This window comes from Kitasatospora sp. NPDC023118, assembly GCF_055560875.1.
On record NZ_JBVHHW010000008.1, the window covers coordinates 243,966 to 268,488 of the forward strand.

Below are 24,523 nucleotides of genomic sequence, written 5' to 3' on the forward strand. Positions count from 1 at the left end.
GCGGTCACCTCGCGGCTGCGGTCAGGAGCGGGGGGTCGGTCAGGGTCCTGCCGGCCTTCTTCTCGGACTGGGTCAGCGGACCGTCGCTGCCCGGCGCGACGCCGAGCGCGGCCAGCGCCTCGTGCAGCCGGCTGCGCTTGGCCGCGGTGGCCACCAGGGTGCTGGTGATCACGCCGACGCTCCCCTCGTCGTAGACCGGGGACTCTCCGGCGACGGCGCGCTCGCGCAGCGGCATCCGGCTGGACGGCAGGCCCTCCACGTCCAGGGCCTTGGACGGGACGTCGCCCACGCCGAGCTGCTTCGTCGGCCCGGGGACCACGATGGTCAGCCCGGTCAGGCAGCCGTCCACCATCCCGGGCTGCTTGAGGGCCTGGTCGGGGTCGGCCAGCGGTGCGCCCCACAGGGCCTGCGGCATGCCCTCGATAATGGGGGTGACCTCCCATTCCTCCCCGAACCAGTCGTACAGGTCGCCTCGCTGGTCACGGATCTCGACGATCTGCTCGCAGACGACGCCGGTCAGCCGCATCGGCCGGATGTCGATCCGGGCGTCCTCGCTGCCCGCGAACAGCTCGTCATTGAGCGTGATCTTCGAGGCGGGCAGCGCCGACTCCACGGACACGGTGAAGCCGTCGATCCGTACCAGTTCCGGCAGGTTGGCCGCGCTGCGGGCCTCGGACTCGTCCTTGGTGACGTCCGGCAGCTCGCACCCTTGCTTCAGCGCGGTGCGCGAGGGCGCGGGCAGCTGGATCTGGAAGTCTTCCCAGGGCACCGGCGGCGCGCCCTCGCGGTCGGCGCCGAAGCCGATGGTGAAGGAGATGAACCAGACCTTCACCTTCGCCCGCCCGCCGATCGGCGGCAGCCACAGCTGCAGGCCGACGCTGACCTCCAGCGAGACCCGCACCCGCACGAAGAGCACCTTGACGGTGGCGGCGACGCCGATGCTCAGGCCGAAGGCGATGTCGGCGTAGAAGGGCTTCCACTGCACCAGCGCGTCGACGTGGGCGGTGAACCAGGCGCGCAGGTTGATGCCGTGGCCGTTGTCGTAGACGGCGGCCAGCGCCCCGCCGATCATGAACGCGCCGTCGGTCAGCGCCGCGTAGGCCTGGCCCTTGATGGTCACCGGGCCGCGCTCCCACAGCCAGCCGATCCGCGGCGGCTTCGGGTAGTGCGCGGGGGGCTTGAACTGCGGATGGTAGCCGCCGGCGGAGAGCACGAAGCCCTTCTTGATCCCGCTCGGCAGATCCTTGCCCCACACGTAGAGCGAGATGCCGCCGGTCAGCTGCGCCTGCGGGTCCAGCAGGTAGGAGCCCTTGGCGATCACTGTGTCCATCGAGAAGCGGCCGAGCGCGGAGTCGTAGACGTAGACGAAGTCCACGATCACCTTGCCGAGGCAGAGCATGTTGACGGCCAGCGGCGCCTCCGCGAAGGCCTCGCTGGAAGTCGGTACCTTGGGCGGCAGCAGCAGCGTCGTGCTGCCCGCCAGCATCACCTTCCAGCCCGCCTCGCCCCACTCCACCAGGGCCAGCGCCCGGGCCTGGATGAAGCGATAGACGGTGAACTCCATGCCGCCGGCCACCCAGTACTGCCCCCGGGCCGGCGTCACCCAGCCGCCGGCGCCCACCAGTTCGTTCAGCGCCTGCGCCGGCGTGAGCTTCTCCACCTCACCGCCCGGCACCGCCGGCTGCGCCCCCAGGCGCTTGATCAGCGGGAAGGTGCCGAGCTCGCCGGTGGCGGGGATGCGCACGGAACTGTTGATACCGAAGCCGAGCACGACGCCGGTGAAGGTGACCGGGCCGATGCTGAACAGGCCGTTGACCATGTTCTTGCCGGCCACGAACTCGGCGTAGGCGAAGATCGAGTCCCAGCCGTCCTTGTGCTTGGCCCAACTGCCGGTCAGCTGCATGACGAAGAGGTCCAGGAGCTCGATCCGGCCCGCGGCGCCGAACGCCAACTCGTAGTCGGGGCCCAGATCCAGCCGGGTGAACGCCCCGGAGATCACCACCTTGGGCGGGCCGGGGCGCTCCAACGCCAGGCTGGCGCCGCGCAGCACCGGCATGACGTTCCAGTCCTTGTCCACCCCGAGGCCCAGACCCAGCAGCTCGATGGTCAGCGGGCCGATCGCCATGGTGGCGTCGAAGGCGATGAACAGCTGCCCGTGCGCGTAGCCCAGGGCGGCGTGGCTGAACCGCACCGGGCCCAGCGCGTACCCGTCGAAGCGGCGCGCGTCCTCCTCCGCACGCTCGCGGCCCAGCACCACACCGCCCTGACCGAGCACCGGGAACTCCCGGTCGGCGGGGTGGACCAGGTCCAGCTTGCCTCCCTCGAAGCCGAGCTTCGCCCAGATCACGGCCGTCTTCGGCTCGAAGCCGCCGGGGAGCAGGACGGGCAGCAGACCGGATGCGGCGATGTCGGCGTCCGGGCCCGTGGACACGAGGGCGGGATCGGTGCCGAACTCGGCCAGCAGCTTGTTCAGCTCGACCACCTCAGCCGCCGTCCATCCCCGCAGGACCGCGCCACTGGTCACCCCGGCCCAGGCGAACTGGATGTCGCTCACGGTGACGTCGCGGTCCGGATCGGTCAGGTCGACGATCGGCAGGTCCGACGCCTTCGCCTGCACCGTGCCGCGCACCGCCACCAGGAAGCGGCGGCGCTCGGGTGCGTTGGCGGGCTGGACGACCAGCATCCAGCCGAAGAACGACGAGGTCGCGGCCACCACGATCTCGAAGGTTCGGAAGTCGAAGCGCAGGCCCGCCGAGTGCAAGCGCGGCATCAGCTGGTCGGGGATCACCGCGCTCGCCAGGTCCGCACCCAGGCCGAGCACGAGTTTGTCGGCCGGGACGCCCTCCTCGTCGCGCCAGCGGGCGGTCAGCACGATCGGCGGGGTCGGGCCGGTCGGCATCGGGACGGTGAACTCCATCTCGAAGCCACCGGGCAGGGTCAACGACAGGTGTGGGAACCGGGGGTGGACGTCGAAGTTCTTCAGGTCGATGTCGAAGCCGAGTCCGGGCAGACCCAGCGAGATCCCGCCGCCGAGCGTGAAGTGGGCGTTGAGGACCACACGCAGCACCCAGTCACTGCCGAAGTTCCAGTCCGGCTCGTTCAGAGTCGGCCAGGACAGGCCGATTCCCGAGATCGTCAGCGGTCCGAGCTCCAGGTCCGGGAACTCCAGCCAGGACGGGTCAGGGGCTGGTGGCGAGGACGGCGGCCAGGGGATTCCCCAGGCCGCTCCGGCGCCACCGGGCAGTTTCCAGTCCACGTCCAGCGACCAGCCCGGCCCGCCCTGACCGCCCCCGGAGAAGTCCCAGTTCGCGGTGGGCCACCAGGCGCCCAGCCCGCCCGGGAACGAGCCGATCCCCCCGTTCAGCAGGTCCAGTTGCGGTCGGGTGAGGACGGAGCCGAGCGCGGCCAGGCTGATCCCGTTCGGGGCGAAGCCGGTCAGCCCCGTCAGCAGGGAGCCGATGAACGGCAGGTCCGTGAGCCATGCCTCGAAGCCCGTGATGCCCAGGAGCGCGACCTTGCCCCAGTCCGGGCCGGACACCGGGGGCAGACCGGCCAGCACGAAGCGCAGCCGGATCGACTCGCCGACCAGCCTGAAGTCGCCGACCAGCTCGAAGTCGCCCGCGCTCAGGTCGAACCGCAACCCCAGCGAGGGCAGTTGGGGATCGAACAGGTCAGGCAGCGACGGCAGCGAGAAGCCGAACAACCCGAGCAGGTCCACCAGCCGCTTCCCGTCCCCGCTGCCGTCCCACCAGCCGGTCAGCAGCCCGACGTCCGGCAGCCCCGGAAGACCCGGCCACTCGGGCAGCTCCGGGCCCTCGGGCACCTCGAAGGTCAACTCCGCACCGCCGCCCAGCGACAGGGAGAGCTTCGGCAACCGCGGGATGACCGAGAACGGACCCGCGTCCGGCAGTGAGAAGTCGAAGCCGACGTCGGGCAGCGACAGGTCGAGCCAACCCAGCTTCACCGACAACCTGAAGTACACACCCAGCCCGCTGCCACCGAGGTCCGCGAGCGGCCAGCGCAGCCCGAAGCCGGAGAGCGTGAACCGGCCCAGCGGGGGGAGCGCCGGGAAGTCCGGCACCCAACCGATCCCAGGATCCGGCACCGCCAACCGCACCGCCCACACCCGCGGATCGCCCCCGGGTAGTTGGTAGCAGGCGCCCACCCAGAGCCCCGCCACCAGGTCCCGCTCCGGCAGCAGCGGCCACCACGGCTCGTCATCGGCCGTCTCCGCCACCACCTCGGCCACTGCCGCGTTCACCAGCGCGCAGTGTTCCGCGGTGAGATCGCCGGGACCCACCACGATCAACTCGACGCCGTGCACCCCGACCTGCTCGCCTCCGGAGATCTCCCCTCCGACGTACGGCAGTCGGGACAGCAATGCCTTGCTATCCCGGACCCCGACCAGCCCCACCAGGCCCGCGTCCCTCGTCGGCCGGGCGAACACCAGCCGCAGTCGCTCGGTCTGCGCCGTGATCGCCACCCGGCCCACCGTGAGGTCGTAGCGCGCCGTCAACGCCGTCACCTCGGCCAGGAACGCCGCCGGCGCCTCGGCCAGGTCCAGCCCCCAGGCCGCCGCGAGCTCGACCAGACCCATCGCCGCATCGAACTCGGCCCGCAGCCCGGTGACGAACTCCTCCGCCGCGTCGGCGAGGAACACGAGCCGCAGAGCGACCGGATGGCCGTCCAACGCGGCCTCGCCGACCACCTTCAGCTGCTCCTCAGCGACTTCCGTCACCCGCAGGACGAGCTCCTTGCCTGCGGCGAACAGTTGGTACAGCTCGGGAAGTTCGATCGCATCCAGGGGCAGGACGAAGTCCTCGCCGGTGTCGGGGAAGGACGCCAGCAGGTCGTCGACAGACAGAGCCATGGGGACGGAGATCCTCTCGTGCGCACACCGGCGGGAGGTCCTGCGCGGACAGCCGCGCCGGCGGGCCGGGGAGGGCACGCCGACACGCTGCCCGGTGCCTCATGCGATCCCAGCACCTCGCCAAGCCCAGTACCAGAAGGCATATGTGACGGCACATCAGAAACCGCCAAGTAGGCGGAAGGCACCACGAACGCGACTGCCCTGTGCTATCGATCACCTACAGAGCGTGCTGTGCCGTTGTCCAGGCCGGTGCAGCCGTCCTGATCGTCCGACCCCATCCGGCGAGATGACCTGCCGGAATCCGGTCAACTGCCGTGCCGCGAGGAAATTGGCCAGAACACCATCCGTGCGGGCGAACGGCCGTCCCACCGCCGGCAGCGCCTCACTTGCCGGGGACCCAAGGCGCCGCAAGCGACGGCCGTTTCCGGATCCAGCCAGATTCGGTAGCGGCAGAGGTAGTCGCGGCCGCTGCTTCCGATGCGTTTCCGATGGGACCACTGGCCAAGGGTAGGCGCCGTCGCGACCGGTGGGCTGGCGAGTAATGGCTTACGCGGATGGATGCAGCTGTCTGGGCCGCATCGAGCCGAGGAAGCATGCTGCAGTCGGGAGGCAACTCGACGTGATGAGCGCGTGCTTCGGCCCGGGGCACGCCGGACGCCTAGAGGAGAGCAATGTCGGGACATTTCATCGTCAGCAACATCTCCGCCGCCGAGTTGGACGAGGCCCGGAGCAACGGTGCGACGTGGAGCGGTCTCCAGCACGCGAACATCGGGTGGACTCCAGCCTCAAGGGCGCTTCTCAGCAAGGCGCTCAACGGTCAGGCCATACCGAGCCGCGAGGGGCTGCCGCCGCACCGCTACCTGGACTTCGCGCAGGCGGGAAACCCCGACAAGGAGAAGACCGCGCGTTTTCTCCGCACCACGACGGCGTCGTGGGTGAGCCACAACCGACTGCTGCGGCCGACCGGAGCCGGCCTCGGCTTGAAGCAGCTGGCCAAGAAGGCCCAGGACGCCTGGGCCCTCAACAAGTTGAACGACGCCCTGGCCGAGCAGTTCCTGGACCCGCAAGGCGCGCGAGTGACGATCGAGATCTACCACCTCGGCGGCCACGAAATGACCTGACAACGGGAGCGGTGGAGGCCGCTTCCTCGTGGTGGTGATTTCCAGGGGTCGTTGCAACACGTGGTCGGCTTGATCAGGCCGCGAGCAGTTTGCGCAGGCGCTCGGCCGGGGTTTCCCGGTCGAGCGTTTCGCGTGGGCGGCCGTTGGGTCGGCCAAGGGGCAGAGCGTCGTTTCGTACTTCTTGGTGATCAAGCCCCGCGATGGCCGAGGCGTGGGCCCCGGCTGTGGCGCTGGCCTGCGCCCATGGGCAGAGCACCGCTCGCCTTCAGCTCCGCTTCGTCGGGGCAGTGCGTCCGCGTACCCCCGCAGGCCGAAGGCCTCGGGTGCGTCAGGGGTGCACGGGTAGTACTCGCGCAGGCCGATCAAGGCGCGCCGTACCTGGGGCAGCGTCGCCGCAAGCGCCGCCACCTGACGAAGCAGGACTCCAAGGCCGCCCCGGCTCCGGACCTGGTCGGCCGCGACTTCACCGCCGAGCGGCCCGGCACGAGGGGGTCAAGTGGATGTGGGGTCATCGGCTGTGCGATCTCCGGGGGGTGGCGGGACTTCTCTGGTGTTTCGGTGCGACGTCAGTAATATGAGTGCTCCTCATGTTTTCGTCGGGAGGCTGCCATGCCGGACCGCTACGACCTGCCTGCGGACTTTCGTTGGGGTGCCGCCACCGCTGCTTACCAGATCGAGGGGGCGGTGGCCGAGGACGGTCGCGGGCCGTCCGTGTGGGACACCTTCACCGCGCGCCCCGGGGCTATCCGCGACGGGCACACCGGCGCGGTCGCCTGCGACCACTACCACCGGTACCCCGAGGACATCGCCCTGATGAAGGGCCTCGGGCTGGACGGCTACCGCTTCTCCATCGCCTGGCCCCGCGTCCTGCCCACCGGCTCCGGCGCCGTCAGCCCCGCCGGACTCGCCTTCTACGACCGGCTGGTGGATGCCCTGCTGGAGGCGGGCATCGCGCCGCTGCCCACCCTCTTCCACTGGGACCTCCCGCAGGCCCTGGAGGACCGCGGCGGCTGGCTCAACCGCGACACCGCGTACCGTTTCGCCGAGTACGCCACGATCGTCGCCGACCGCCTCGGCGACCGCGTTCCCGCCTGGATCACCCTCAACGAGCCGTTCGTGCATATGGTGTTCGGCTACGCGACGGGCGTCCACGCCCCCGGCCGCGCCCTCATGGTCGAGGCCCTCCCGGCCGCCCACCATCAGCTCCTCGGCCACGGCCTGGCGGCGTCCACCCTCCACGAGCGCGGCCTGGAGGTGATGCTCTCCAACAACCTCACCCCCGTCTGGCCGGCCTCCGACTCGGCCGAGGACGCGGCCGCCGCCGCGGCCTACGACGCCCTGCACAACCGACTGTTCACCGACCCGGTTCTGCTTGGCCGCTACCCCGACCTCTCCGCGCTCGGCGTCCCCGGCGACATCTACGGCGCTGTCCGGCCCGGCGACGCCGAGCTCATCCAGACCCCTGGCCTCGACGGCCTCGGCCTCAACTATTACAACCCCACCCGCGTCGCCGCCCCCACCGAACCGGGCCTCCCCTTCGACCTGGTCGACATTCCCGACGTCCCCCACACCGCCTTCGGCTGGCCCGTCGTCCCCGATGCCCTCCGCCAGCTCCTGCTCCACCTGCGGGACGTGTACGGCAAGGCCCTCCCGCCCATCACCATCACGGAAAACGGCTGCTCCGTCGAGGAGTCCACCGACCCCGATCAGCCCCGCATCGACTTCCTCGCCACCCACCTCGACGCCCTCGCCCAAGCCGTCGCCGAGGGCATCGACGTCCGCGGCTACTACACATGGTCACTACTTGACAACCTGGAGTGGGCGGAGGGGTTCAGTCAGAAATTCGGTCTCGTCCATGTGGACTTCGAGACGCAGCGCCGTACGCCGAGGGCCTCGTACGCCTGGTACCGGGACCTGATCGCCGCGCACCGGGAGCGGTTTGCGAGGTGGGCGGGTTGACCGAGGCTGCCCAACTCTGTTGCTTGGTAAGGGACTTGAAGAGAGTCGATGACTCGCGGTTACAGCCTCGCTGTAGTGGCAGCCTGTTCGACGGGCCGAGGGCCCGCAGGCTCCGGACGCCGGTCACCAGCGGCTGATCTGCACCGTGTCGCCGTACGGGCCGCCGCTGCGCACGGAGATCTGGACCCGGGCCGACCAGTCGGTGAAGCTCTGGCCGGGCCGGTGGGCGGCCATGTCGAGCGGAGTGCAGCCGGTCGGCGGGGTGTCGGCGGGGTTGCCGTTGACCACCTGGACCGGGCCGTAGCCCGTTTGGACGGAGGTGTCGACGCGGTAGATCAGCACGCCGGTGGAGCAGGGGCTCCGGTCGGTGTACGCCGCGCGGCGGGACTCGGCGACGTAGGCGGTGGTGTCGCCGGTGCGGATCACCGCGATCTTGGTGCCGCCGATGTACTCGACCGCGTTCAGCTGGACGGTGGTCCAGCCGGGGGAGGGCAGGCAGGCGACCTGGTCGTCGTCGATCCAGCCCAGCTTCCAGGACTCCCAGCCGGTGTACTGCGGGGCCGGCCCGCCGATCCTGCCCATCAGGTCCCAGCCGCCGACGTACCGGTGCTGGTCGGCTCCGGTGAAGGCGTACAGGTCGGGCAGGCCGAAGGTGTGGCCCGTCTCGTGGTCGGCGATCCTCGGGCCCCAGTACCACATGTCCTGGCCGAACGTGACGGCCCACTTGATCCGGGTGCCGTTCGCGGTGACGCCGCTCGTGGTGGGGTCGTACACGTAGGTCGGCGTGAAGCTGATGGCGGATGCGGTCCGGGGCGGGACGACGTAGATCAGGTCGTACTGGGAGAAGTCGGCGTAGGGCGCGGCGGCCGCGACGGCGTCGCGGACGTAGGCCTCGTGCTGCTCGAAGCTGATGCCGCGCTGGAAGCCGTACGTGGTGGAGGCTTGCGGCATGCGCAGCCAGCGGTCCAGCGGGGTGACGGCAAGCCAGGTGCGACCGTAGGAGGCCTGCCACATCCAGTCGGCCGCGGGGGCGAGTTGGGCGCTGTAGGTGGAGGTGGGGCCGTCGGCCGGGGCGTCGGGGAAGTCGACGAAGAGGGTGAGCACGCGCTTGGTGCCGAGCGGTTGTTGGAAGCGGCCGCGGTCGGTGTCGTGGCCCTCGTCGGTCCAGCCGGTGGTGCCGGACAGGGCACAGGCCGATGCCGGGGAGCCGGCCGCCGCTCTGGCGTCCGGGGTGAGGGTGAGGAGCAGGACGAGGGTGCCCAGGAGGGCCAGCAGGACGGGGGCTTTCGGAGATCGCACGGGCGTGCCTCCTGTGGGGAGTGGGGGAGAGAGCCCGGCCAGGGCCAGGCGTCCCTGGCCGGGCTGGGGTGCGCCGTGGCCCGGGGGTGGGGCCGCCGGAGTTGTTCACGGCGCGGTCTGGTCGACCGTCAACTCGACTTGGTGACGGTGATGGTGTCGGAGCCCGGCGTGCCGCGGAGGACGTCGATCCGGACCCCGGTTGCGGGGTCGGTGAAGTTCTGTCCGGGATGCAGGGCGGCCATGTCGAGCGGGGTGCAGTCGGTGGGCGGCACAGCGGTGGGGTTGCCGTTGACGACCTGGACCGGGCCCTGGCCGGTCGGGGCGGCGGTGTCGATCCGGTAGACCAGGACGCCGGTGGAGCACGCGGACTCGTCGCCGCCGATGGCGCGGCGGGACTCGGCGACGTACGCGGTGGTCTCGCCGGTGCGGATCACCGCGATCTTGGTGCCGCCGGGGCGTTCGATCGCGTGCAGGCGGACCGTGCGGCTGCCGGCGGCCGCCAGGCAGGCGACCTGGTGGTCGTCGATCCAGCCGAACTTCCAGCGCTCCCAGCCCAGATGCTGCGGAGACGGGCCGGAGATGAGGCCCATCAGGTCCCAGCCGCCGACGTAGCGGTGGGTGTCGGCGCCCTGGAAGGCGTACAGGTCGGGCAGGCCGAAGGTGTGCGAGGTCTCGTGGTCGGCGACCTTCGGGCCCCAGCGGTACATGTCCTGGCCGAAGGTGACCGCCCACTTGATCCGCGTGCCGCCCGCCACGATGCCGGTGGCGGCGGGGTCGTAGAGGTAGGTGGGCGAGAACCCGATGGCGGAGGCGGACTTCGTCGGGACGATGTAGAGCAGGTCGTACCGGGAGAAGTCCACGTCCGGCCCGGCGGCCTCGACGGCCTGGCGCACGTACGCCTCGTGCTGCTCGAAGCTGATGCCGCGCTGGAAGCCGTAGGAGGTGGAGTCCTGCGGCATGTGGAGCCACCGGCCGAGCGGGGTGATGTCCAGGCGGGTCCGGCCGTACGAGTCCTGCCGCATCCAGTCTGCGGCGGGGGCGAGCCGGTCGTAGTAGTCGCCCGGGTCGCCGGCGGCGGGGGCGTCGGGGAAGTCGACGAAGAGCATCAGCACGTGCTTGGTGCCGAGTGGTCGGAGGAACTGCGTGCGGTCGGTGTCGTGGCCCTCGTCCGTCCAGCCGGTGCGGCCGGGCAGGGCGCACGCCGCGGCGGAGGGGGCGGGGGACGCGGCGGTCGGGGTGGCGGCGATCAGGGGGAGGGCCAGCGCCAGCGCCAGGGCGCCGACGAGCGGGCGAGGTTTCACGTTTCTCCTTCGGATGTGTGGTCACGCCCGGTCTGAGGCCAGGTCCATGAGACGGGCGAGGACGCGTCCGTTCGAGGCGGTCACGCCGTCGTGCTCCCACTCGTTGGTGACCCAGGCGCGCAGACCGCGGACGGAGCGGGCGGTGCGCAGGGACAGGCCGGCGTCGACGTACATGTCGTCGTGGTAGACGGCGGCGGCCACCGGTACCCGGTTGGCGGCGAGTCGGGCCGGGTCGTACAGCGCGGGCCAGTCGGTCCGTGCGGCGAGCAGGTCGGCGGCTTCGGCGAACGGGCGCAGGCCGCTGATCTCGCGGAACATCCAGGGGTAGATCATCTCGCCGGTGAGCAGCAGTGGGTCGGCGTCCTCGGCGAAGGCGGGGTGGGCGGCCAGGGCGCGCTGGGCGGCCCAGCCCGTCCAGGCGCCCGGGCGGCCGTAGATGGACTCCTGGAGGACGGCGAAGAGCGGGTTGTCGGTGAAGGCGGTCAGCTGCATGACCTGCTGGAGGAAGGCGGTGGTGGGCTCGCCGGCGGGGTCGAGGGACTCGTCGAGCAGCCAGTGCAGGCGGGCGGAGCCGTCGCCCATGCCGAGCATCAGGCCGAGGGTGCGCAGCCGCCGTACGGTGAGCCGGTCGCCGTCGGGCAGGCGGACCGCGCGGTGGTCGAGGCGGTTGGCGAGCCGTCGGAGCGTGTGCGGGTCATCGGGGTGGCGGAGGTAGTGGGCGAGCACCTTGTCCCGCACCCGGGGGTAGGTGGCGGCGTACACGTCGTCGGCGGTGGCGTCGAGTCCGGGCAGACCGCCGGTGATGTAGCAGGCGCGCAGGCCCTCGGGCGCGAAGGACAGGTAGCTGAGGGTGACGAAGCCGCCGTAGCTTTGGCCGAGCGTCTCCCACGGCTCATCGCCGCAGAGTTGACGGCGAATCAGTTCCGCGTCGGCGACGATCGAGTCGGCCCGGTGCAGTGCGAGGTGATCGGCCAGCCGCCGGGGCGAGCCGAACCCGGCTGCGGAGCGGGCGGTGATGGGGGTGGAACGGCCGGTGCCGCGCTGGTCGAGCAGCAGGACCCGGTGGGTCTTCAGGGCGCGGTCGAGCCAGCCGCCGGTGTTCAGCGGGCGGGGTGACTTGCCGCCCGGGCCGCCCTGGAGATAGAGCAGCCACGGCAGTTGTTCGTCGCCGCGGGCCGGGTCGGCGACCTCCCGGGCGAAGATGTCGATGGTCGCGCCGGCGGCTTCGGCGTGGTCGAGCGGGACGGTGAAGACGTGGTCGGTCACCGCAAGTCCGGGTAGGCGGTGGGTGGTCAGGATCACTGTGGCAACTCCGAGCTGTGTTGAATGTTCCCCTCGCTCCGCTCGGCGAAGTGACAGGCGACTTGGTGGCCAGGTGCGATCACCCGCAGGGTGGGGCGCTCAACGGCGCAGAGGTCGGCCGCCCTGGGGCAGCGGGTGCGGAAGCGGCAGCCGCTGGGCGGGTCGAGGGGGCTGGGCGGGTCGCCGTGGAGCACGATCCTCTCGCGGTCGTGTTCGGCGTCCGGGTCGGGCAGCGGTACGGCGGAGAGCAGGGCGCGGGTGTACGGGTGGGCGGGGGTGCCGAAGAGGGCGTCGCGGTCGGCGGTCTCAACGACGGCACCGAGGTACATGACGGCGATCCGGGTGCTGATCTGCCGGACGGCGCCGAGGTCGTGGGCGATGAACAGGTAGGCGAGGCCGTACTCGTCCTGGAGGTCCTTGAGCAGGTTGAGGATCTGGGCCTGCACCGAGACGTCGAGGGCGGAGACCGGCTCGTCGCACACCACCAGCTTCGGCCGCAGGGCCAACGCCCTGGCGATGCCGATGCGTTGGGCCTGGCCGCCGGAGAACTCGTGCGGGTGGCGGTCGGCGTGCTCGGGGCCGAGGCCGACCCGCTCCAGGAGTCGCTCCACCGGCTCGTCGGGCTTCAACCCCTGGTAGGCGAAGGGCGAGGTGAGGATCCGGCGCACGGTCTGGCGGGGGTTGAGTGAGGAGAAGGGATCCTGGAAGACCATCTGGAGCTCGCGGCGGACGGGGCGCAGGCCGTGTTCGTCCAGTTCGGCGATGTCCTGGCCGGCGAACCGAATGCTGCCGGAGGTCGGTGGTTCCAGCCGGGTGAGCAGGCGGGCCAGGGTGGACTTGCCGCAGCCGGATTCGCCGACCAGGCCGAGGGTCTCGCCCGCCGCCACGTGCAACGAGACGCCGTCGACGGCGGTGACGTGTCCGGCGAGGCGCCGGGTGAGGCCGTGGCGGACCGGGAAACGCTTGACCAGGTCCCGGGTTTCGAGCAACGGGGTTTCGAGCGACGGGGTTTCGAGCAACGGGGTTTCGCGCAAGGCGTCGGTCATCCTGCCACCTCCTGGGCGGGCAGTTCCAGGGTGGGCAGCCGGTGCGGCAGCGGCCCCTCGATGCGGGGGACGCAGGCGAGCAGGCCGCGGGTGTACGGCTGTTGCGGGCGGTGGAAGACGTCGCGGACGGCGCCGCGCTCGACCGCACGGCCGTCGCGCATCACGACGACCTGGTCGGCGAGTCCGGCGACCACACCCATGTCGTGGGTGATCAGCATGATCGCGGTACCGGTCTCCCGCCGCAGCTCGCGCAGCAGATCGAGGATCTGGGCCTGGACGGTGACGTCGAGTGCGGTGGTCGGCTCGTCCGCGATGAGCAGGTCCGGCTCCAGGCACAGTGCCATGGCGATCATCACCCGTTGCCGCATCCCGCCGGAGAACTCGTGCGGGTAGGAGCGGGCGCGTCGTTCGGCCTCGGGGATGCCGACCCGTTCCAGCATCCGGACGGCGACCCGGTGGGCCGCCTTCCGGCCGGCCCGGTGGTGAGCGCGGTAGGCCTCGGCGATCTGGAAGGCCACCGGGTAGTACGGATTGAGGCAGGAGAGCGGGTCCTGGAAGACCATGGCGATCCGGTTGCCGCGCAGGCGGCGCAGGGCGCGCTGGTTGATCCGAGTCAACTCGCTTCCGTCGAAGTGGATTTCGCCGCTGGTGCGGGCATCGCGGGGCAGCAGCCCGAGGACGGCGAGGCTGGTGGCGGACTTGCCGCTGCCGGACTCCCCGACCACGCCCAGGACCTGTCCGGCCGCGAGGTCGAGGTCGAGCCCGGCCACCGCCCGGACGCCTGACGCGAAGTCGACCGTGAGGTCCCGTACGGTCAGCAAGGTCATCCGACGGCCCTCACCCTCGGGTCCAGTGCGGCGTAACCGAGGTCCACCGCCAGGTTGGCGAGCACGACGAAGGAGGCGGCGAACAGCGTCACGCCGAGGATCACCGGCTGGTCCGCGCTCGCGATCGCGTCGGCGGCCAGCTTGCCGACGCCGGGCAGGCCGAAGACCGATTCGGTGATCAGCGCGCCGCCCAGCAGTGCGCCGAGGTCCATGCCGAAGATGGTCACGATCGGCATCAGTGCGGGTCGCAGCGCGTGTCTGCGGACCACGGTGACCTCGGACAGCCCCTTGGCGCGCGCCGTGCGGACGTAGTTGCGGCCGAGGCTCTCCAGCATCTCGCTGCGGGTGACCCGGGCGTACACCCCGGCGTAGAGCATGGCCAGGGTGATCCAGGGCATGACCATGGACTGCGCCCAGCCGATCGGGTCCTCGGTGAGGGGGACGGCGGTCGGGTAGGGCAGCACGTTCAGCTGGACCACCAGGAGGTACTGGAGCACCAGAGCGGTGAAGTAGATCGGCAGCGAGACCCCGCCGAGGGCGGCCGTCATGGCGGCGCGGTCCCACAGACTGCCGCGCCGCAGCGCCGACACCACGCCCGCCGTCACGCCGACGACCAGCCACAGCACCGCCGCGCCGACGGCGATGGAGATGCTGACCGGCAGCCTGCTGGTGAGCATCTCCCAGACCGGCTGGTTCGTCTGGAAGCTGAAACCCAGGCAGGGGAAGGGGCACTGGACGGCCGTCGCCCCGCTGCCGTAGGTGCGCCCGGAGAGGATGCCGCCGAGGTAGTCCCCGAACTGGGTGAACGGGGAGCGGTCCAGCCCGAGGGTGGCTCGGATCGTGGCGAGCCGTTCGGGACTGCAGGCCTTGCCGCAGGCGCCCTGGGCCGGGTCGGCGGGCATCAGGTAGAAGATCGCGAAGGTGGCGGCGCAGATCACCACCAGGATGGCCGCGGTGATGGCCAGTCTTCGCAGCAGGTAGAGGATCATCGTGGCTTGCTCCGGGGGTCGAGCGCGTCTCGCACGGCGTCGCCGAGCACGTTGAAGGCGAGCACCGTGACGAACAGGAGGACGCCGGGGATGAGGAAGTAGGCGGGGTCGGAGGCGTACCAGGGCACGGCGGACGCGATCATCTGCCCCCAGGAGGGCGTGGGCGGTTGCACGCCCACGCCGAGGAAGGACAGCCCGGCCTCGGTGGCGATGCAGGCCGGGATCGACATCGTCGCCACGACCAGCACCGGCCCGGTCAGGTTGGGCAGGACCTCACGCAGCAGCAGCGTCCGTCGGGACGCGCCGAGCACCCGGGCCGCCGCCACGAACTCTCCGCGGGCCAGCACCATCGCCTGCCCGCGCACGATCCGCCCGATGTACGGCCAGCCGAAGAGGCCGAGGACCGCGATCAGCAGCAGCCGGCGGTCCGCCCCTGGTGCGGCCGAGATCAGGGCGATCATGAAGATGAGGCTGGGGAAGGACATCAGCAGGTCCATCAGCCGGCCGATCAGCGTGTCGGCCCAGCCGCCGAGGAATCCGGCGAGCAGGCCGAGCGCGGTGCCGAGGAGCGTGGAGACGGCGGTGGCCAGTACGGCGATCAGCAGTGAGACGCGCGCGCCGTACACGGCCCGGGCGAGCACGTCCCGGCCGTTGACCGGTTCGACGCCCAGCCAGTGCGCGGCGCTGATGCCGCCCGCCGTACCGCGAGGCAGTCCGCCGAGCGCCGGGTCGACGGCTTCGCCGTGGAAGGCGGTCGGGGAGCTGCCGGTCAGCCAGGTGATCAGCGGGGCGGCCAGCGCGACCAGGACCAGCAGAGCGACTGAGGCCAGCGCGAGCGCTGTCGCGCGCTGGGACAGGAGCCTGCGCAGGACGGTCGTCTGCGCGGTCCCGGCGGTGCGGGAACCCGTGTGCGTGCGCCCGGCGACGTGGGCGCTCACCTGCGCAGTCCCAACGAGACGAGGTCGAGTCGGCCGACGAAGGCGGTGTGCCCGTACGCGCCGGCCACGTTCGGCCCGACCAGGACGGCGGCCCGGTCCCAGAGGAACGGGACGACGGGGGCGTCCCGCATGATCCGCTTGGCGAGCTCGCCGTACGCCGCCTGCGCGGTGGTCGGGTCGCCGGAGGCGGCGATCTCGTCGAGCCGGGCGTCGACCTCGGGGGAGTCGTACTGGGTGCGGTTGTTGTTGCCCTCGGCGGTGATCAGCCTGCCGTCGAACAAGATCGGCAGGTAGGTGGAGGCGCCCGGCCAGTCCGGTGTCCAGCCGTCGATCAGCAGGTCGTGTTCGCGGGCGGGGCTGCCGATGGTGCTGTAGAACGCCGAGGAGCTGATCTCGTTGATCCGCACGGTGATGCCGGCCCGGGCGAGTGAGGCCTGCACCGCCTCGCCCTGCGCCTTGCCGCCGGCGGTGGCCGGGGTGTCGAGGGTGAGTTCCAGGCCGGACGCGTGCCCGGCCTCGGCGAGCAGGGCCTTGGCCTTGGCCGGGTCGCCCTTGCCGTCCTGGCTCGGATACGGGTCCTCGGGGGCGGCGCCGGGCAGGGCGGGCGGCAGCAGGGTGGTGGCGAGGTCGCCCGCGATGGGGCCGCCGCGGGTGGTGCGCAGCGCGTCCTTGTCGAGCGCGTAGGCGATCGCCTGGCGCACCCGGACGTCGTCCAGCGGCTTGTGTCTGGTGTTGATGCCGAGGAAGCGGGTGTTGATGGACTCGCCGGTGACCAGGCGCTGCTTCAGCCGGGGGTCGCCCAGCACCCGTCCGACCGAGGCCGGGCCGATGGGCTCCATCGCCACGGCGTTCGCGTCCTCGCCCTGGCCGGCGATCAGCCGCTGGTCGACCACGGCCGGGTCGAGGTTGAGGTCGATCACGACCTTGTCGGGCAGGCCCTTGCGGACGGTGTCGGTGGCCGGATCCCAGGAGGGGTTGCGCACCAGGGTGAGCTGCTTCTTGGGCTCGAAGGTGTCGATCCGGTAGGGGCCGGACGAGAACGGGCGGTTGTCGTAGCCCACGCCGGTGTCCTTGTCCTGCGGCACGGGGGCGAACATCGGCAGTGACACGGCCGAGCCGAAGTCGGCGACCGGCCGGTTGAGGTGGAAGACGACGGTCCGCTCGTCCGGGGTCTCGATCGACGCGAGGCCGGTCTTGTCCTGGTAGGGGCCCTTGTACGTGTCGCCGCCCGTCAGCCAGAGCCGGGCGTACGGCGGGCCCTCGGGCAGTTCGGCGGCGAAGGTGCGCTCGACGCCGTACTTGACGTCCTTGCTGGTGACGGGCCGGCCGTCCTCGAAGCGCGCGCCGTCCCGGAGGGTGAAGGTCCAGGTCCGGGCGCCGTCGGTGGGACGGCCGGTGTCGGTGGCGAGGTCCGGCACGATCTTTCCACCGGCCTGGCCGGGCGCCGGGGCGAAGGTGGTGAGCGTCCGGTAGATCAGCCGGCCGACGTCCTGGGTGGAGGTGACGTACGCGCGGGCCGGGTCCAGGTGTTCCAGGTCGATGGTGGACAGGACGTGCAGGGTGCCGCCCTTCACGGGAACGGCGTTCCCGGGGGCTCCGGCGCCGGCCCCGGTCGATCCGGTACAGGCCGCCGCGGACAGCAGCCCGAGGGCCGCCGCCAGGGCGCCTGCGGCTCTTCGTGGCCTCATTCGTCCCCCTCTGGTGTGATATGACATTTCACATGTGGGACAAGATTGGGCCTCCGCGATCCCTTCCGGGAGCTCCCACCTGTTCATAACATCCGGTTATGGAGCTAGAGATACGGCACCTCCGGATGATCTGCACGATCGCCGAAGCCGGCAGCCTCACCCGCGCCGCCGCCTCGCTACGGCTCAGCCAGCCCGGGCTCAGCGCCCAACTGCGCCGGATCGAGGCCATGCTGGGCGGCCCGTTGTTCGAGCGCGGGCGCACCGGCGCCGTACCGACCGCCTTCGGCGAGGCCGTGCTCACCCGCGCCCGCGCCGTCCTGCCCACCGTCGACGAGCTGCTGAGTGCCTCCGCCCTGGCCGCCCGTTCCAGCAGCCCGGTCCCGCGCCTGCGGCTCGGTTCGGTCAACGCCCCGCTGATCGGCGGGCTGATCGACGCCCTGCGTGCCCACCTCCCCGAGGCGCGGATCGTCTCCCGCGCCCAGGGCTCGTCCGTCCCCCTGATCGAGGACGTCTCGGCCGGCCGTCTCGAAGCCGTCGTGGTCGGCGACTGCCCCGGCTACGAGCTGGCCGCGCGGCCGGGCGTCGTCCTGCGGCCGGTGGTCACCGAGCCCGTCTTCGTCGCCCTGCCGGCGGGCCACCGCCTCGCCGGACGGCCGGAGGTCGGACTGGACGAACTCGCCGACGAGGACTGGGTGTCGCCCCGGCCGGACGACGACCGGATCCGCGAGTACTGGTCCACCACCTTCCACGCGACCGGTCACCGGATGCGCACCGTGCACGAGGCGGAGGGGCGGCTGTTGATGGAGCTGGTCCGCAGCGGCTGCGCGGTGAGCCTGTGCCAGGCCACCTTCGAGGAACTGCCCGGCATCACCGTGCGGCCCATCACCGGCAACCCGCTCTGGTACCGGCACCTGATCGCCTGGCACCAGGCGGGTCCACTGGCCGCCCTGGAGGCGGCGCTGGTCGAGCACGTCCGCGCGGCCCACCGGGTCGCGGCCGAGCGCAGCCCGGTGTACCAGCGGTGGCTGCGCGCGGCAGCCGGGGAACCCGGGGCGGGCGCCCGATGAGCGGCCGTCCGCCGCCATGGCCGGCCAACGACGCTGATCCTCGCGGAAGACGCGGTGCGGCTCGGCCAACTCCTTGGCCCGGTAGCTGGTCGGGTGGGTGGTGTCGTCGGCGAGAGTCCAGCGCGTGGCGCCGGTGACGACGAAGAGGGCGGCGGTCATGGTGGTGCTCCGGGATGAGTTCGCGCCTGCTGAGCCGGCTCTTCCCGGCCGGCGCCGCTTGAACGCAGTGGTCGGCCCCTCCGGCGGGCACGCCGGACCCCGGCGGGAACGGCGGGACGTACGGTACGGGCCGAGCCACTATGGGAGGAGGCCTACGGGTTCACTGGTCGGCTCGAATGGGGTGCTCGTGATGGGCGTGCCGTGGCATCGGTCGCCGAGGCCCGGACACGAGGCCGCCGAGGCTCCGGCCGGGCGCGGCCTCGACGAGGCGGCGCGGATCCTGCGATCGGCGCCGGCCCGGCTCGACGCGCACATCGGCGGGCTCTACCTGCTGTCGGAGGACCGGCAGGTGCTCGAACTGGCCGTGACACTGGGGGCCGGCCGGCAGTTCACCAGGCCGTGGCAGCGCATCGGCATCGCCGCACCGGTACCGGTGGCCGAGGCGCTGCGCAGCGGCCGGGTCGTATGGGTGGGCGGCATGGAGGACATGGCGCGCAGGTACCCGAGGGTCGCGGTCGCCATGCCGTACGCGTTCTGCCTCGCGGCTGCTCCGCTCGTCACGCGGCGGACCGAGTACGGGGCCGTCTTCGTGCTCTGGCCCGCCGCGCATCCCCCCGAGATGTCGCCCGGTGAACGGGACCGGTTCGACGCGTTCGCCGCGCGCCTGGTCGAGGTGCTGGCGGACGCGGCCCGGGCAGGCCGACCGGTCCGGGCCGGCCCGCGTCCCGCGGTGGCGGAGAGCGGCTCCGCCGCACCCCTCCCGACGATGGCGGCACGGCTTCCGGAGGGCCTGTGCGACATCGATCTGGACGGCAGGCTGGCCGCGGTCACGCCGGCCGCCGCCGAGTTGCTGGGCGTGCCGGTCGAGCTGCTACTGGGCGCGCGGCCGTGGGCGGTCCTGCCGTGGCTGCGGGATCCGGTGTACGAGTACCACTACCGGTCCGCGATGATGAGCGGGCAGTCCTCCTCCTTCGTCGCGTTGCGACCACCGGACCGGTGGTTGTCGTTCGAGCTGTTCCCGGACCCGTCCGGGCTCACCGCGCGGATCGTCCCGGCCGACATCGCCCGCCGCGACCGACCCACCGGAACGCCGGCTCAGCGGGAGGTGCACACGCGGCCCGGAGCGCTGTACCACCTCCTCCACCTCGCCAGCGCGCTGACCGAGGCCGTCAGCGTGCAGGACGTGGTGAGCATGGTCTCCGAGCAGATCGTGCCGGCTTTCGGCGGCCAGGCCGTGGCGGTGCTCATACCCGAAGGCGGCCGACTGCGCATCGCGGGCCATCGCGGCTACCCGCCCGGCTTGGTCGACCAGTTCGACAGCACCCCGCTGACCGAGCCCACGCCCGGTGTCCAGGCGTCCACCAATCCCGTGCCGGTGTTCTTCGAGACCCGTGCGGAGTTGGAGCGGGTCTACCCGGACCGCCACGAGACGCAGGACGGAATGGCCGCCTGGGCCTATCTGCCACTGGTGACCTCGCGCAGGCTGATCGGCACCTGCGTGCTGGCGTTCGCCGAGCCGCACCACTTCGACCTGGAGGAACGCGCCGTCCTCACCTCACTCGGCGGACTGATCGCCCAGGCCCTGGACCGTGCCCGGCTGTACGACACCAAGTACGTCCTCGCCCACGGCCTCCAGGAGAGCCTGCTGCCCCGTGCGCTGCCCGTGGTCCCGAGCCTGGAGGTCAGCGCCCGCTACCTGCCGTGCACCGAGGGAATGGACGTCGGAGGCGATTTCTACGACCTCATCCGGGTCGCGCCCGACACCGTGGCCGTCGTGATCGGCGACGTCCAGGGCCACAACGTCAACGCCGCCGCGCTGATGGGCCAGGTCCGTACCGCCGTCCGTGCCTTCGCCACCGCCGATGCCGATCCGAGCACGGTGCTCTCCCGCACCAACCGCCTGATGGCCGACCTGGACACGGCCTTGCTGGCCACCTGCGCCTACCTTCGCGTCGACCTCGCCCGCCGCGAGGCCTGGCTGGCCGACGCCGGCCACCCCGTGCCCCTGCGGTACGGCCCGGACGGTCGGGCGGACGCACTGGAACCGCGCACCGGCATGGTGCTGAACGTCGACCCCGCCGCCGAGTACCCGCAGATCCGCGTCGACCTGCCGATCGGCACCACTCTGGTCCTGTACACCGACGGCCTCATCGACACTCCCGGTGTGGACCTCGACCAGGCGCTGGCCGACCTCATCGCCACGCTGGCCCGCCACGGCGGCGAACCGCTCGACCAGCTGGCCGACGCGCTCGTCGATCGAGCCGGGCACGGAGAGCAACGCACCGACGACGTCGCGCTGCTGCTGATCCGCTCCGTCCCCCGGTGAACCGGGGCGGGGGACGGAGCGACTCCGCGGTCGGGGGGCGCGGCGGACCCGGGCGCGCTCGGGCGAATGCGCGGTCTGCGGTGTCCCGTTCGTGCCGGGGCGGGATCATGGGGATATGGCGAGAGACACGGGCCCCGCCCCCCGGGCTCCGGGCCGAGCGAGTAGTCGTCATGGGCGGCAGCATCCACGCCCGGTCCCGGGGGATCCTTCGGTGCGGCGTCTGCGGTCGGTGCTGAGCATCCGCAGCGTCGCCGGTCAGATGTTCCTCCTGCAGGTTTCGATCGCGCTGCTGCTCGTGGTGGCGGCGGTCGTCGCGCTTCTGATCGAGTCCCGCAGCGACCGGTTCGCGGCAGCGCGCGACCGTTCGCTCGCCGCGGCCGAGGCGTTCGCCCACAGCCCCGGTCTGGTGGCGACGATGCAGGGCCCCGATCCCAGCAAGGTGCTGCAGCCGCTGACCGAAGCAGCCCGTAAGGAAGCCAAGGTCGACTTCATCGTGGTGACCGACCGTAACGGCATCCGCTACACCCACCCCGAACCGGAGCAGATCGGCAAGAAGTTCGTCGGCACCATCGGGCCGTCGCTGCAGGGCCAGATCACCGTCGAGCAGGTGCACGGCCCGCTCGGCCTGGAGTACCAGGTGGTGGTCCCGGTGGAGGACGCCAAAGGCGGGGTCGTGGGCATCGTGTCCGCCGGGATGAAGGTCGCCAACGTCAGCAGCGCGATCGACCGCCAGCTGCCGGTCGTCCTGGGCGCCGGCGTCATCGCGCTGGGCCTGGCCACGGCCGGAACGGCGCTGGTGGGTAGACGTCTCCTGCGGCAGACCCATGGCCTGGGGCCGGAGGAGATGACCAGGATGTACGAGCACCACGACGCGGTGCTGCACGCGGTGCGCGAGGGCGTGGCCATCGTCAGCGGCGACGGCCGGGTCCTGCTGGCCAACGACGAAGCGCGCCGGCTCCTGGATCTGCCCCCCGACGCGGAGGGGCGTGCTGTCACCGACCTCGGCCTCGACCCCCGTACCACCGAACTGTTGCTGTCCGACAGCGCGGTCACCGACGAGGTGCTCCCCGTGGGCGACCGTCTGCTGGCCGTCAACAACCGCCCCACTGACAGCGGGGGAGGACCTCCCGGCAGCGTCACCACCCTGCGAGACTCCACCGAGCTTCGCGCCCTGGCGGGGAAGGCCGAGGTCGCCCGCGGTCGGCTCAGGTTGCTGTACGACGCGAGCATGGCCATCGGCACCACCCTGGACGTCCGGCACACCGCCGAGGAACTCGCCAAAATGGCCTCCCGGGGATTCTGCGACTACGCCACTGTCGACCTCGCCGAAGAGGTCCTGCTCGGCGAGGAGCCGCAGACCCCGGCGGCCGGTGCCATGGTGGAGCTGCGACGGGTGGCGCTCGCGGGCATTCGGGACGATTCGCCGTTGTACCCCCGGGGCCGGCTGGTCCGGTGGGCTGGGAGTACCCCGCAGGCGGAGGGCTTCCTCAGCGGGCGATCCGCGCTGGTCCCCGAGCTGGCGACCGACGCCGGGTGGCGTATGCAGGACGTCGAGCGGACGCAGGCGGTGCTGGACTTCGGCCTGGCGTCGCTGATCGCCGTTCCGCTGACGGCGCGGGGTGTGGTGATGGGCATCGCCTGCTTCTGGCGCGGCCGGGACAGGGGCCCGTTCGAGGACGACGAGCTGTCCCTGGCCGAAGAGCTGGCCGCCCGGGCCGCCGTGTCCATCGACAACGCCCGCCGCTTCACCCGCGAGCACACCATGGCCGTCACCCTGCAGCACAGCCTGTTGCCGCGCGCGTTGCCCGAGCAGAGCGCCCTCGACGTCGCCTACCGCTACCTGCCCGCCCAGGCAGGGGTCGGCGGCGACTGGTTCGACGTCATCCCGTTGCCGGGTGCCCGGGTCGCGCTCGTCGTCGGCGACGTGGTCGGCCACGGTGTGCACGCGGCCGCCACCATGGGCCGCCTGCGCACAGCCGTCCAGAACTTCTCCACCCTCGATCTGCCGCCGGACGAGCTCCTGGGGCACCTGGACGAACTGGTCGCCCACATGGACCAGGAGGCGGCCGCGGCCGGGGGTGAGCCCGCGATCACCGGTGCCACCTGCCTCTACGCGATCTACGATCCCAGCACCGCCATCTGTGCGATGGCCCGGGCGGGCCATCCCCCGCCCGCCGTCGTTCACCCGGGCGGGACGGCGGAGCTCCTCGCTCTCCCCGCCGGTCCGCCGCTCGGTCTGGGCGGGATGCCCTTCGAGGCCGTGGAGGTGCGACTGTCGTCGGACAGCAGCCTGATCCTCTACACCGACGGCCTCATCGAGGACCGCACCCGCGACATCGGTGTCGGCCTGGACGTGCTCGCGAGCGTCCTGACCCGCCCCGGCCGGTCGCCCCAGGAGATCTGCGAGGCCGTGCTCGACGCCCTGCTGCCCGCCCGCCAGACCGATGACATCGCCCTCCTCGTCGCCCGCACCCGCGTGCTGGAGCCCGATCGGATCGCCGAGTGGGCGGTGGCTTCGGCTCCGGAGGCCGTGGCCCGGGTTCGCGCCGAGGCCACCCGACAGCTCGCCGAGTGGGGTCTTGACGAGGCCGCCTTCGTCACCGAACTGGTGCTCAGCGAGCTGGTGACCAATGCCATCCGCTACGCCACCGAACCGATCAGGGTGCGGCTGCTGTACGACCGCACGCTGATCTGTGAGGTCTCCGACACCAGCAGCACCGCCCCGCACCTGCGCTACGCGGTCGCGGACGACGAGGGCGGCCGCGGCCTGTTCCTCGTCGCCCAGCTCGCCGAACGCTGGGGCGTCCGCTACACCCCCGAAGGCAAGATCATCTGGGCCGAGCAGTTCCTGTGACGGAGCGTCCCGCCCATCGGGCCCGGCACAGGCGGTAGTGGGGGTTCCGCGCGCTGGCCGCGTCCCTCCTCTCCGTGGCCGGTTGCGCGGACGGGGAGCGGCGCGCGAGGTAATGATCGCCTGGTGCGACGGCATCCTCTTCAACGCGACGGCAGGGACCGGCCAGGCGGAACCGCCGACGCGAGAAGACGACTACGGCGTCTCACTCGGCGACGCGTTCCAGCCGGAGCCGTACGCGTACGTCGGCCCGCACGCCCCCGGGTGGTACCCGGGGGCACGCCTTCTGGTTTTCCCGGCCACTGCCGAGGAGTTACGGGCAGGGGGTGGTCGGCGTCGGGCGAGGGATGTGCCGGGCCGGGTCGGGCCGATTCATGAGTGGGTGCGTTCTCGTTGTGGCGGTTTGGTGCGGATAAGGCCTTGTCGCCGTCTTCGGTGGGGGAGCGGCGCGAAGCTGGTGGCGGGGAGACGGGGCGTCAGCAGTGCGTCGGGGCAGACTGCGCCGTCCACGGGGGATGGACGGGTGCCCGCGGGGGCCTGCCCGGTTTCCCCGGGAGGGCAGATCGGCCGTGTTGGTACGGTTAGAGCGAGTTGTCGGTTGGTGCTCGAACAGGTCAGGGTGTCCCCTGAATGTTGGCATGGCCACGGGGTGCGAGCGGGGTTGCGGAAGGGGGAGGGTGCGGAGGCGGACGGGCAGGTTCCTACGGAAGGGGCCCGTTGACATGCTTGGGGTGGCCGGTGCACCTTTCCGGTCCGGTTGCCCGGGGAGGGAAGGTGCAC

At 71.7% G+C, this 24,523-nt stretch carries 14 protein-coding genes; 5 read left to right on the forward strand and 9 right to left on the reverse strand.

The genetic code is table 11. From position 1 onward, the window contains the following. Positions 1 to 4 precede the first annotated feature (4 nt). Positions 5 to 4,870, reverse strand: coding sequence for a DUF6603 domain-containing protein (locus tag ACZ3UD_RS13270; protein WP_465585802.1), 4,866 nt, complete (start codon positions 4,868 to 4,870; stop codon positions 5 to 7). 671 nt (positions 4,871 to 5,541) lie between these two features. Here ACZ3UD_RS13270 and ACZ3UD_RS13275 point away from each other — a divergent pair. Together ACZ3UD_RS13275 and ACZ3UD_RS13280 are read left to right on the forward strand one after the other, a co-directional pair. Then, positions 5,542 to 5,991: a hypothetical protein gene (locus ACZ3UD_RS13275; protein ID WP_465585804.1), complete on the forward strand. Its 450-nt coding sequence runs from the start codon at positions 5,542 to 5,544 to the stop codon at positions 5,989 to 5,991. A gap of 609 nt (positions 5,992 to 6,600) precedes the next feature. Then, positions 6,601 to 7,950 (forward strand): GH1 family beta-glucosidase, encoded by a 1,350-nt coding sequence (locus tag ACZ3UD_RS13280; RefSeq protein WP_465585806.1) that lies wholly within the window; start codon positions 6,601 to 6,603, stop codon positions 7,948 to 7,950. A 123-nt stretch (positions 7,951 to 8,073) separates the two neighbouring features. On the opposite strand, the gene ACZ3UD_RS13285 is transcribed toward ACZ3UD_RS13280, so the two are convergent. The 8 genes from ACZ3UD_RS13285 to ACZ3UD_RS13320 all read right to left on the reverse strand — a co-directional run bounded on the left by ACZ3UD_RS13285 (position 8,074) and on the right by ACZ3UD_RS13320 (position 17,340). Then, a complete protein-coding gene (locus tag ACZ3UD_RS13285) occupies positions 8,074 to 9,249 on the reverse strand; it encodes a M6 family metalloprotease domain-containing protein (protein ID WP_465585808.1) in 1,176 nt (391 codons plus the stop codon). A 128-nt stretch (positions 9,250 to 9,377) separates the two neighbouring features. Beyond that, on the reverse strand, positions 9,378 to 10,550 hold the full coding sequence (locus ACZ3UD_RS13290) for a M6 family metalloprotease domain-containing protein (protein WP_465585809.1): 1,173 nt from the start codon (positions 10,548 to 10,550) through the stop codon (positions 9,378 to 9,380). Positions 10,551 to 10,571: 21 nt separating this feature from the next. Further along, on the reverse strand, positions 10,572 to 11,849 hold the full coding sequence (locus ACZ3UD_RS13295) for an alpha/beta fold hydrolase (RefSeq protein ID WP_465585870.1): 1,278 nt from the start codon (positions 11,847 to 11,849) through the stop codon (positions 10,572 to 10,574). Further along, on the reverse strand, positions 11,849 to 12,898 hold the full coding sequence (locus ACZ3UD_RS13300; RefSeq protein ID WP_465585811.1) for an ABC transporter ATP-binding protein: 1,050 nt from the start codon (positions 12,896 to 12,898) through the stop codon (positions 11,849 to 11,851). The genes ACZ3UD_RS13295 and ACZ3UD_RS13300 overlap by 1 nt, the downstream gene beginning before the upstream one ends. Next, positions 12,895 to 13,725, reverse strand: a complete 831-nt coding sequence (locus ACZ3UD_RS13305) for an ABC transporter ATP-binding protein (RefSeq protein WP_465585813.1) — start codon at positions 13,723 to 13,725, stop codon at positions 12,895 to 12,897. The genes ACZ3UD_RS13300 and ACZ3UD_RS13305 overlap by 4 nt, the downstream gene beginning before the upstream one ends. Further along, the gene (locus ACZ3UD_RS13310; protein WP_465585815.1) at positions 13,722 to 14,714 is read right to left on the reverse strand and encodes an ABC transporter permease; all 993 of its coding nucleotides are present in this window, start codon (positions 14,712 to 14,714) and stop codon (positions 13,722 to 13,724) included. Before ACZ3UD_RS13310 ends, ACZ3UD_RS13305 begins: the two co-directional genes overlap by 4 nt. Beyond that, positions 14,711 to 15,652: an ABC transporter permease gene (locus ACZ3UD_RS13315; RefSeq protein WP_465585816.1), complete on the reverse strand. Its 942-nt coding sequence runs from the start codon at positions 15,650 to 15,652 to the stop codon at positions 14,711 to 14,713. The genes ACZ3UD_RS13310 and ACZ3UD_RS13315 overlap by 4 nt, the downstream gene beginning before the upstream one ends. Beyond that, the gene (locus ACZ3UD_RS13320) at positions 15,649 to 17,340 is read right to left on the reverse strand and encodes an ABC transporter substrate-binding protein (RefSeq protein WP_465585818.1); all 1,692 of its coding nucleotides are present in this window, start codon (positions 17,338 to 17,340) and stop codon (positions 15,649 to 15,651) included. Before ACZ3UD_RS13320 ends, ACZ3UD_RS13315 begins: the two co-directional genes overlap by 4 nt. Positions 17,341 to 17,438: 98 nt before the next feature. Here ACZ3UD_RS13320 and ACZ3UD_RS13325 point away from each other — a divergent pair, with 98 nt between their 5' ends. The 3 genes from ACZ3UD_RS13325 to ACZ3UD_RS13335 all read left to right on the forward strand — a co-directional run bounded on the left by ACZ3UD_RS13325 (position 17,439) and on the right by ACZ3UD_RS13335 (position 23,746). Beyond that, the gene (locus tag ACZ3UD_RS13325) at positions 17,439 to 18,407 is read left to right on the forward strand and encodes a LysR family transcriptional regulator (protein WP_465585820.1); all 969 of its coding nucleotides are present in this window, start codon (positions 17,439 to 17,441) and stop codon (positions 18,405 to 18,407) included. A gap of 349 nt (positions 18,408 to 18,756) precedes the next feature. Continuing rightward, positions 18,757 to 20,892, forward strand: coding sequence for a SpoIIE family protein phosphatase (locus ACZ3UD_RS13330; protein ID WP_465585824.1), 2,136 nt, complete (start codon positions 18,757 to 18,759; stop codon positions 20,890 to 20,892). Positions 20,893 to 21,007: 115 nt separating this feature from the next. Then, positions 21,008 to 23,746 carry a SpoIIE family protein phosphatase gene (locus ACZ3UD_RS13335; RefSeq protein WP_465585829.1) on the forward strand — a complete coding sequence of 913 codons (2,739 nt, stop codon included), beginning with the start codon at positions 21,008 to 21,010 and terminating at the stop codon, positions 23,744 to 23,746. Positions 23,747 to 24,523 lie beyond the last annotated feature (777 nt).

Bases quoted from the DNA above. Each gene is read 5' to 3' on its own strand.
- ACZ3UD_RS13270 (WP_465585802.1), bottom strand. From the start codon at position 4,870: ATGGCTCTGTCTGTCGACGACCTGCTGGCGTCCTTCCCCGACACCGGC.
- ACZ3UD_RS13275 (WP_465585804.1), top strand. From the start codon at position 5,542: ATGTCGGGACATTTCATCGTCAGCAACATCTCCGCCGCCGAGTTGGAC.
- ACZ3UD_RS13280 (WP_465585806.1), top strand. From the start codon at position 6,601: ATGCCGGACCGCTACGACCTGCCTGCGGACTTTCGTTGGGGTGCCGCC.
- ACZ3UD_RS13300 (WP_465585811.1), bottom strand. From the start codon at position 12,898: ATGACCGACGCCTTGCGCGAAACCCCGTTGCTCGAAACCCCGTCGCTC.
- ACZ3UD_RS13305 (WP_465585813.1), bottom strand. From the start codon at position 13,725: ATGACCTTGCTGACCGTACGGGACCTCACGGTCGACTTCGCGTCAGGC.
- ACZ3UD_RS13310 (WP_465585815.1), bottom strand. From the start codon at position 14,714: ATGATCCTCTACCTGCTGCGAAGACTGGCCATCACCGCGGCCATCCTG.
- ACZ3UD_RS13320 (WP_465585818.1), bottom strand. From the start codon at position 17,340: ATGAGGCCACGAAGAGCCGCAGGCGCCCTGGCGGCGGCCCTCGGGCTG.
- ACZ3UD_RS13325 (WP_465585820.1), top strand. From the start codon at position 17,439: ATGGAGCTAGAGATACGGCACCTCCGGATGATCTGCACGATCGCCGAA.
- ACZ3UD_RS13330 (WP_465585824.1), top strand. From the start codon at position 18,757: ATGGGCGTGCCGTGGCATCGGTCGCCGAGGCCCGGACACGAGGCCGCC.
- ACZ3UD_RS13335 (WP_465585829.1), top strand. From the start codon at position 21,008: ATGGCGAGAGACACGGGCCCCGCCCCCCGGGCTCCGGGCCGAGCGAGT.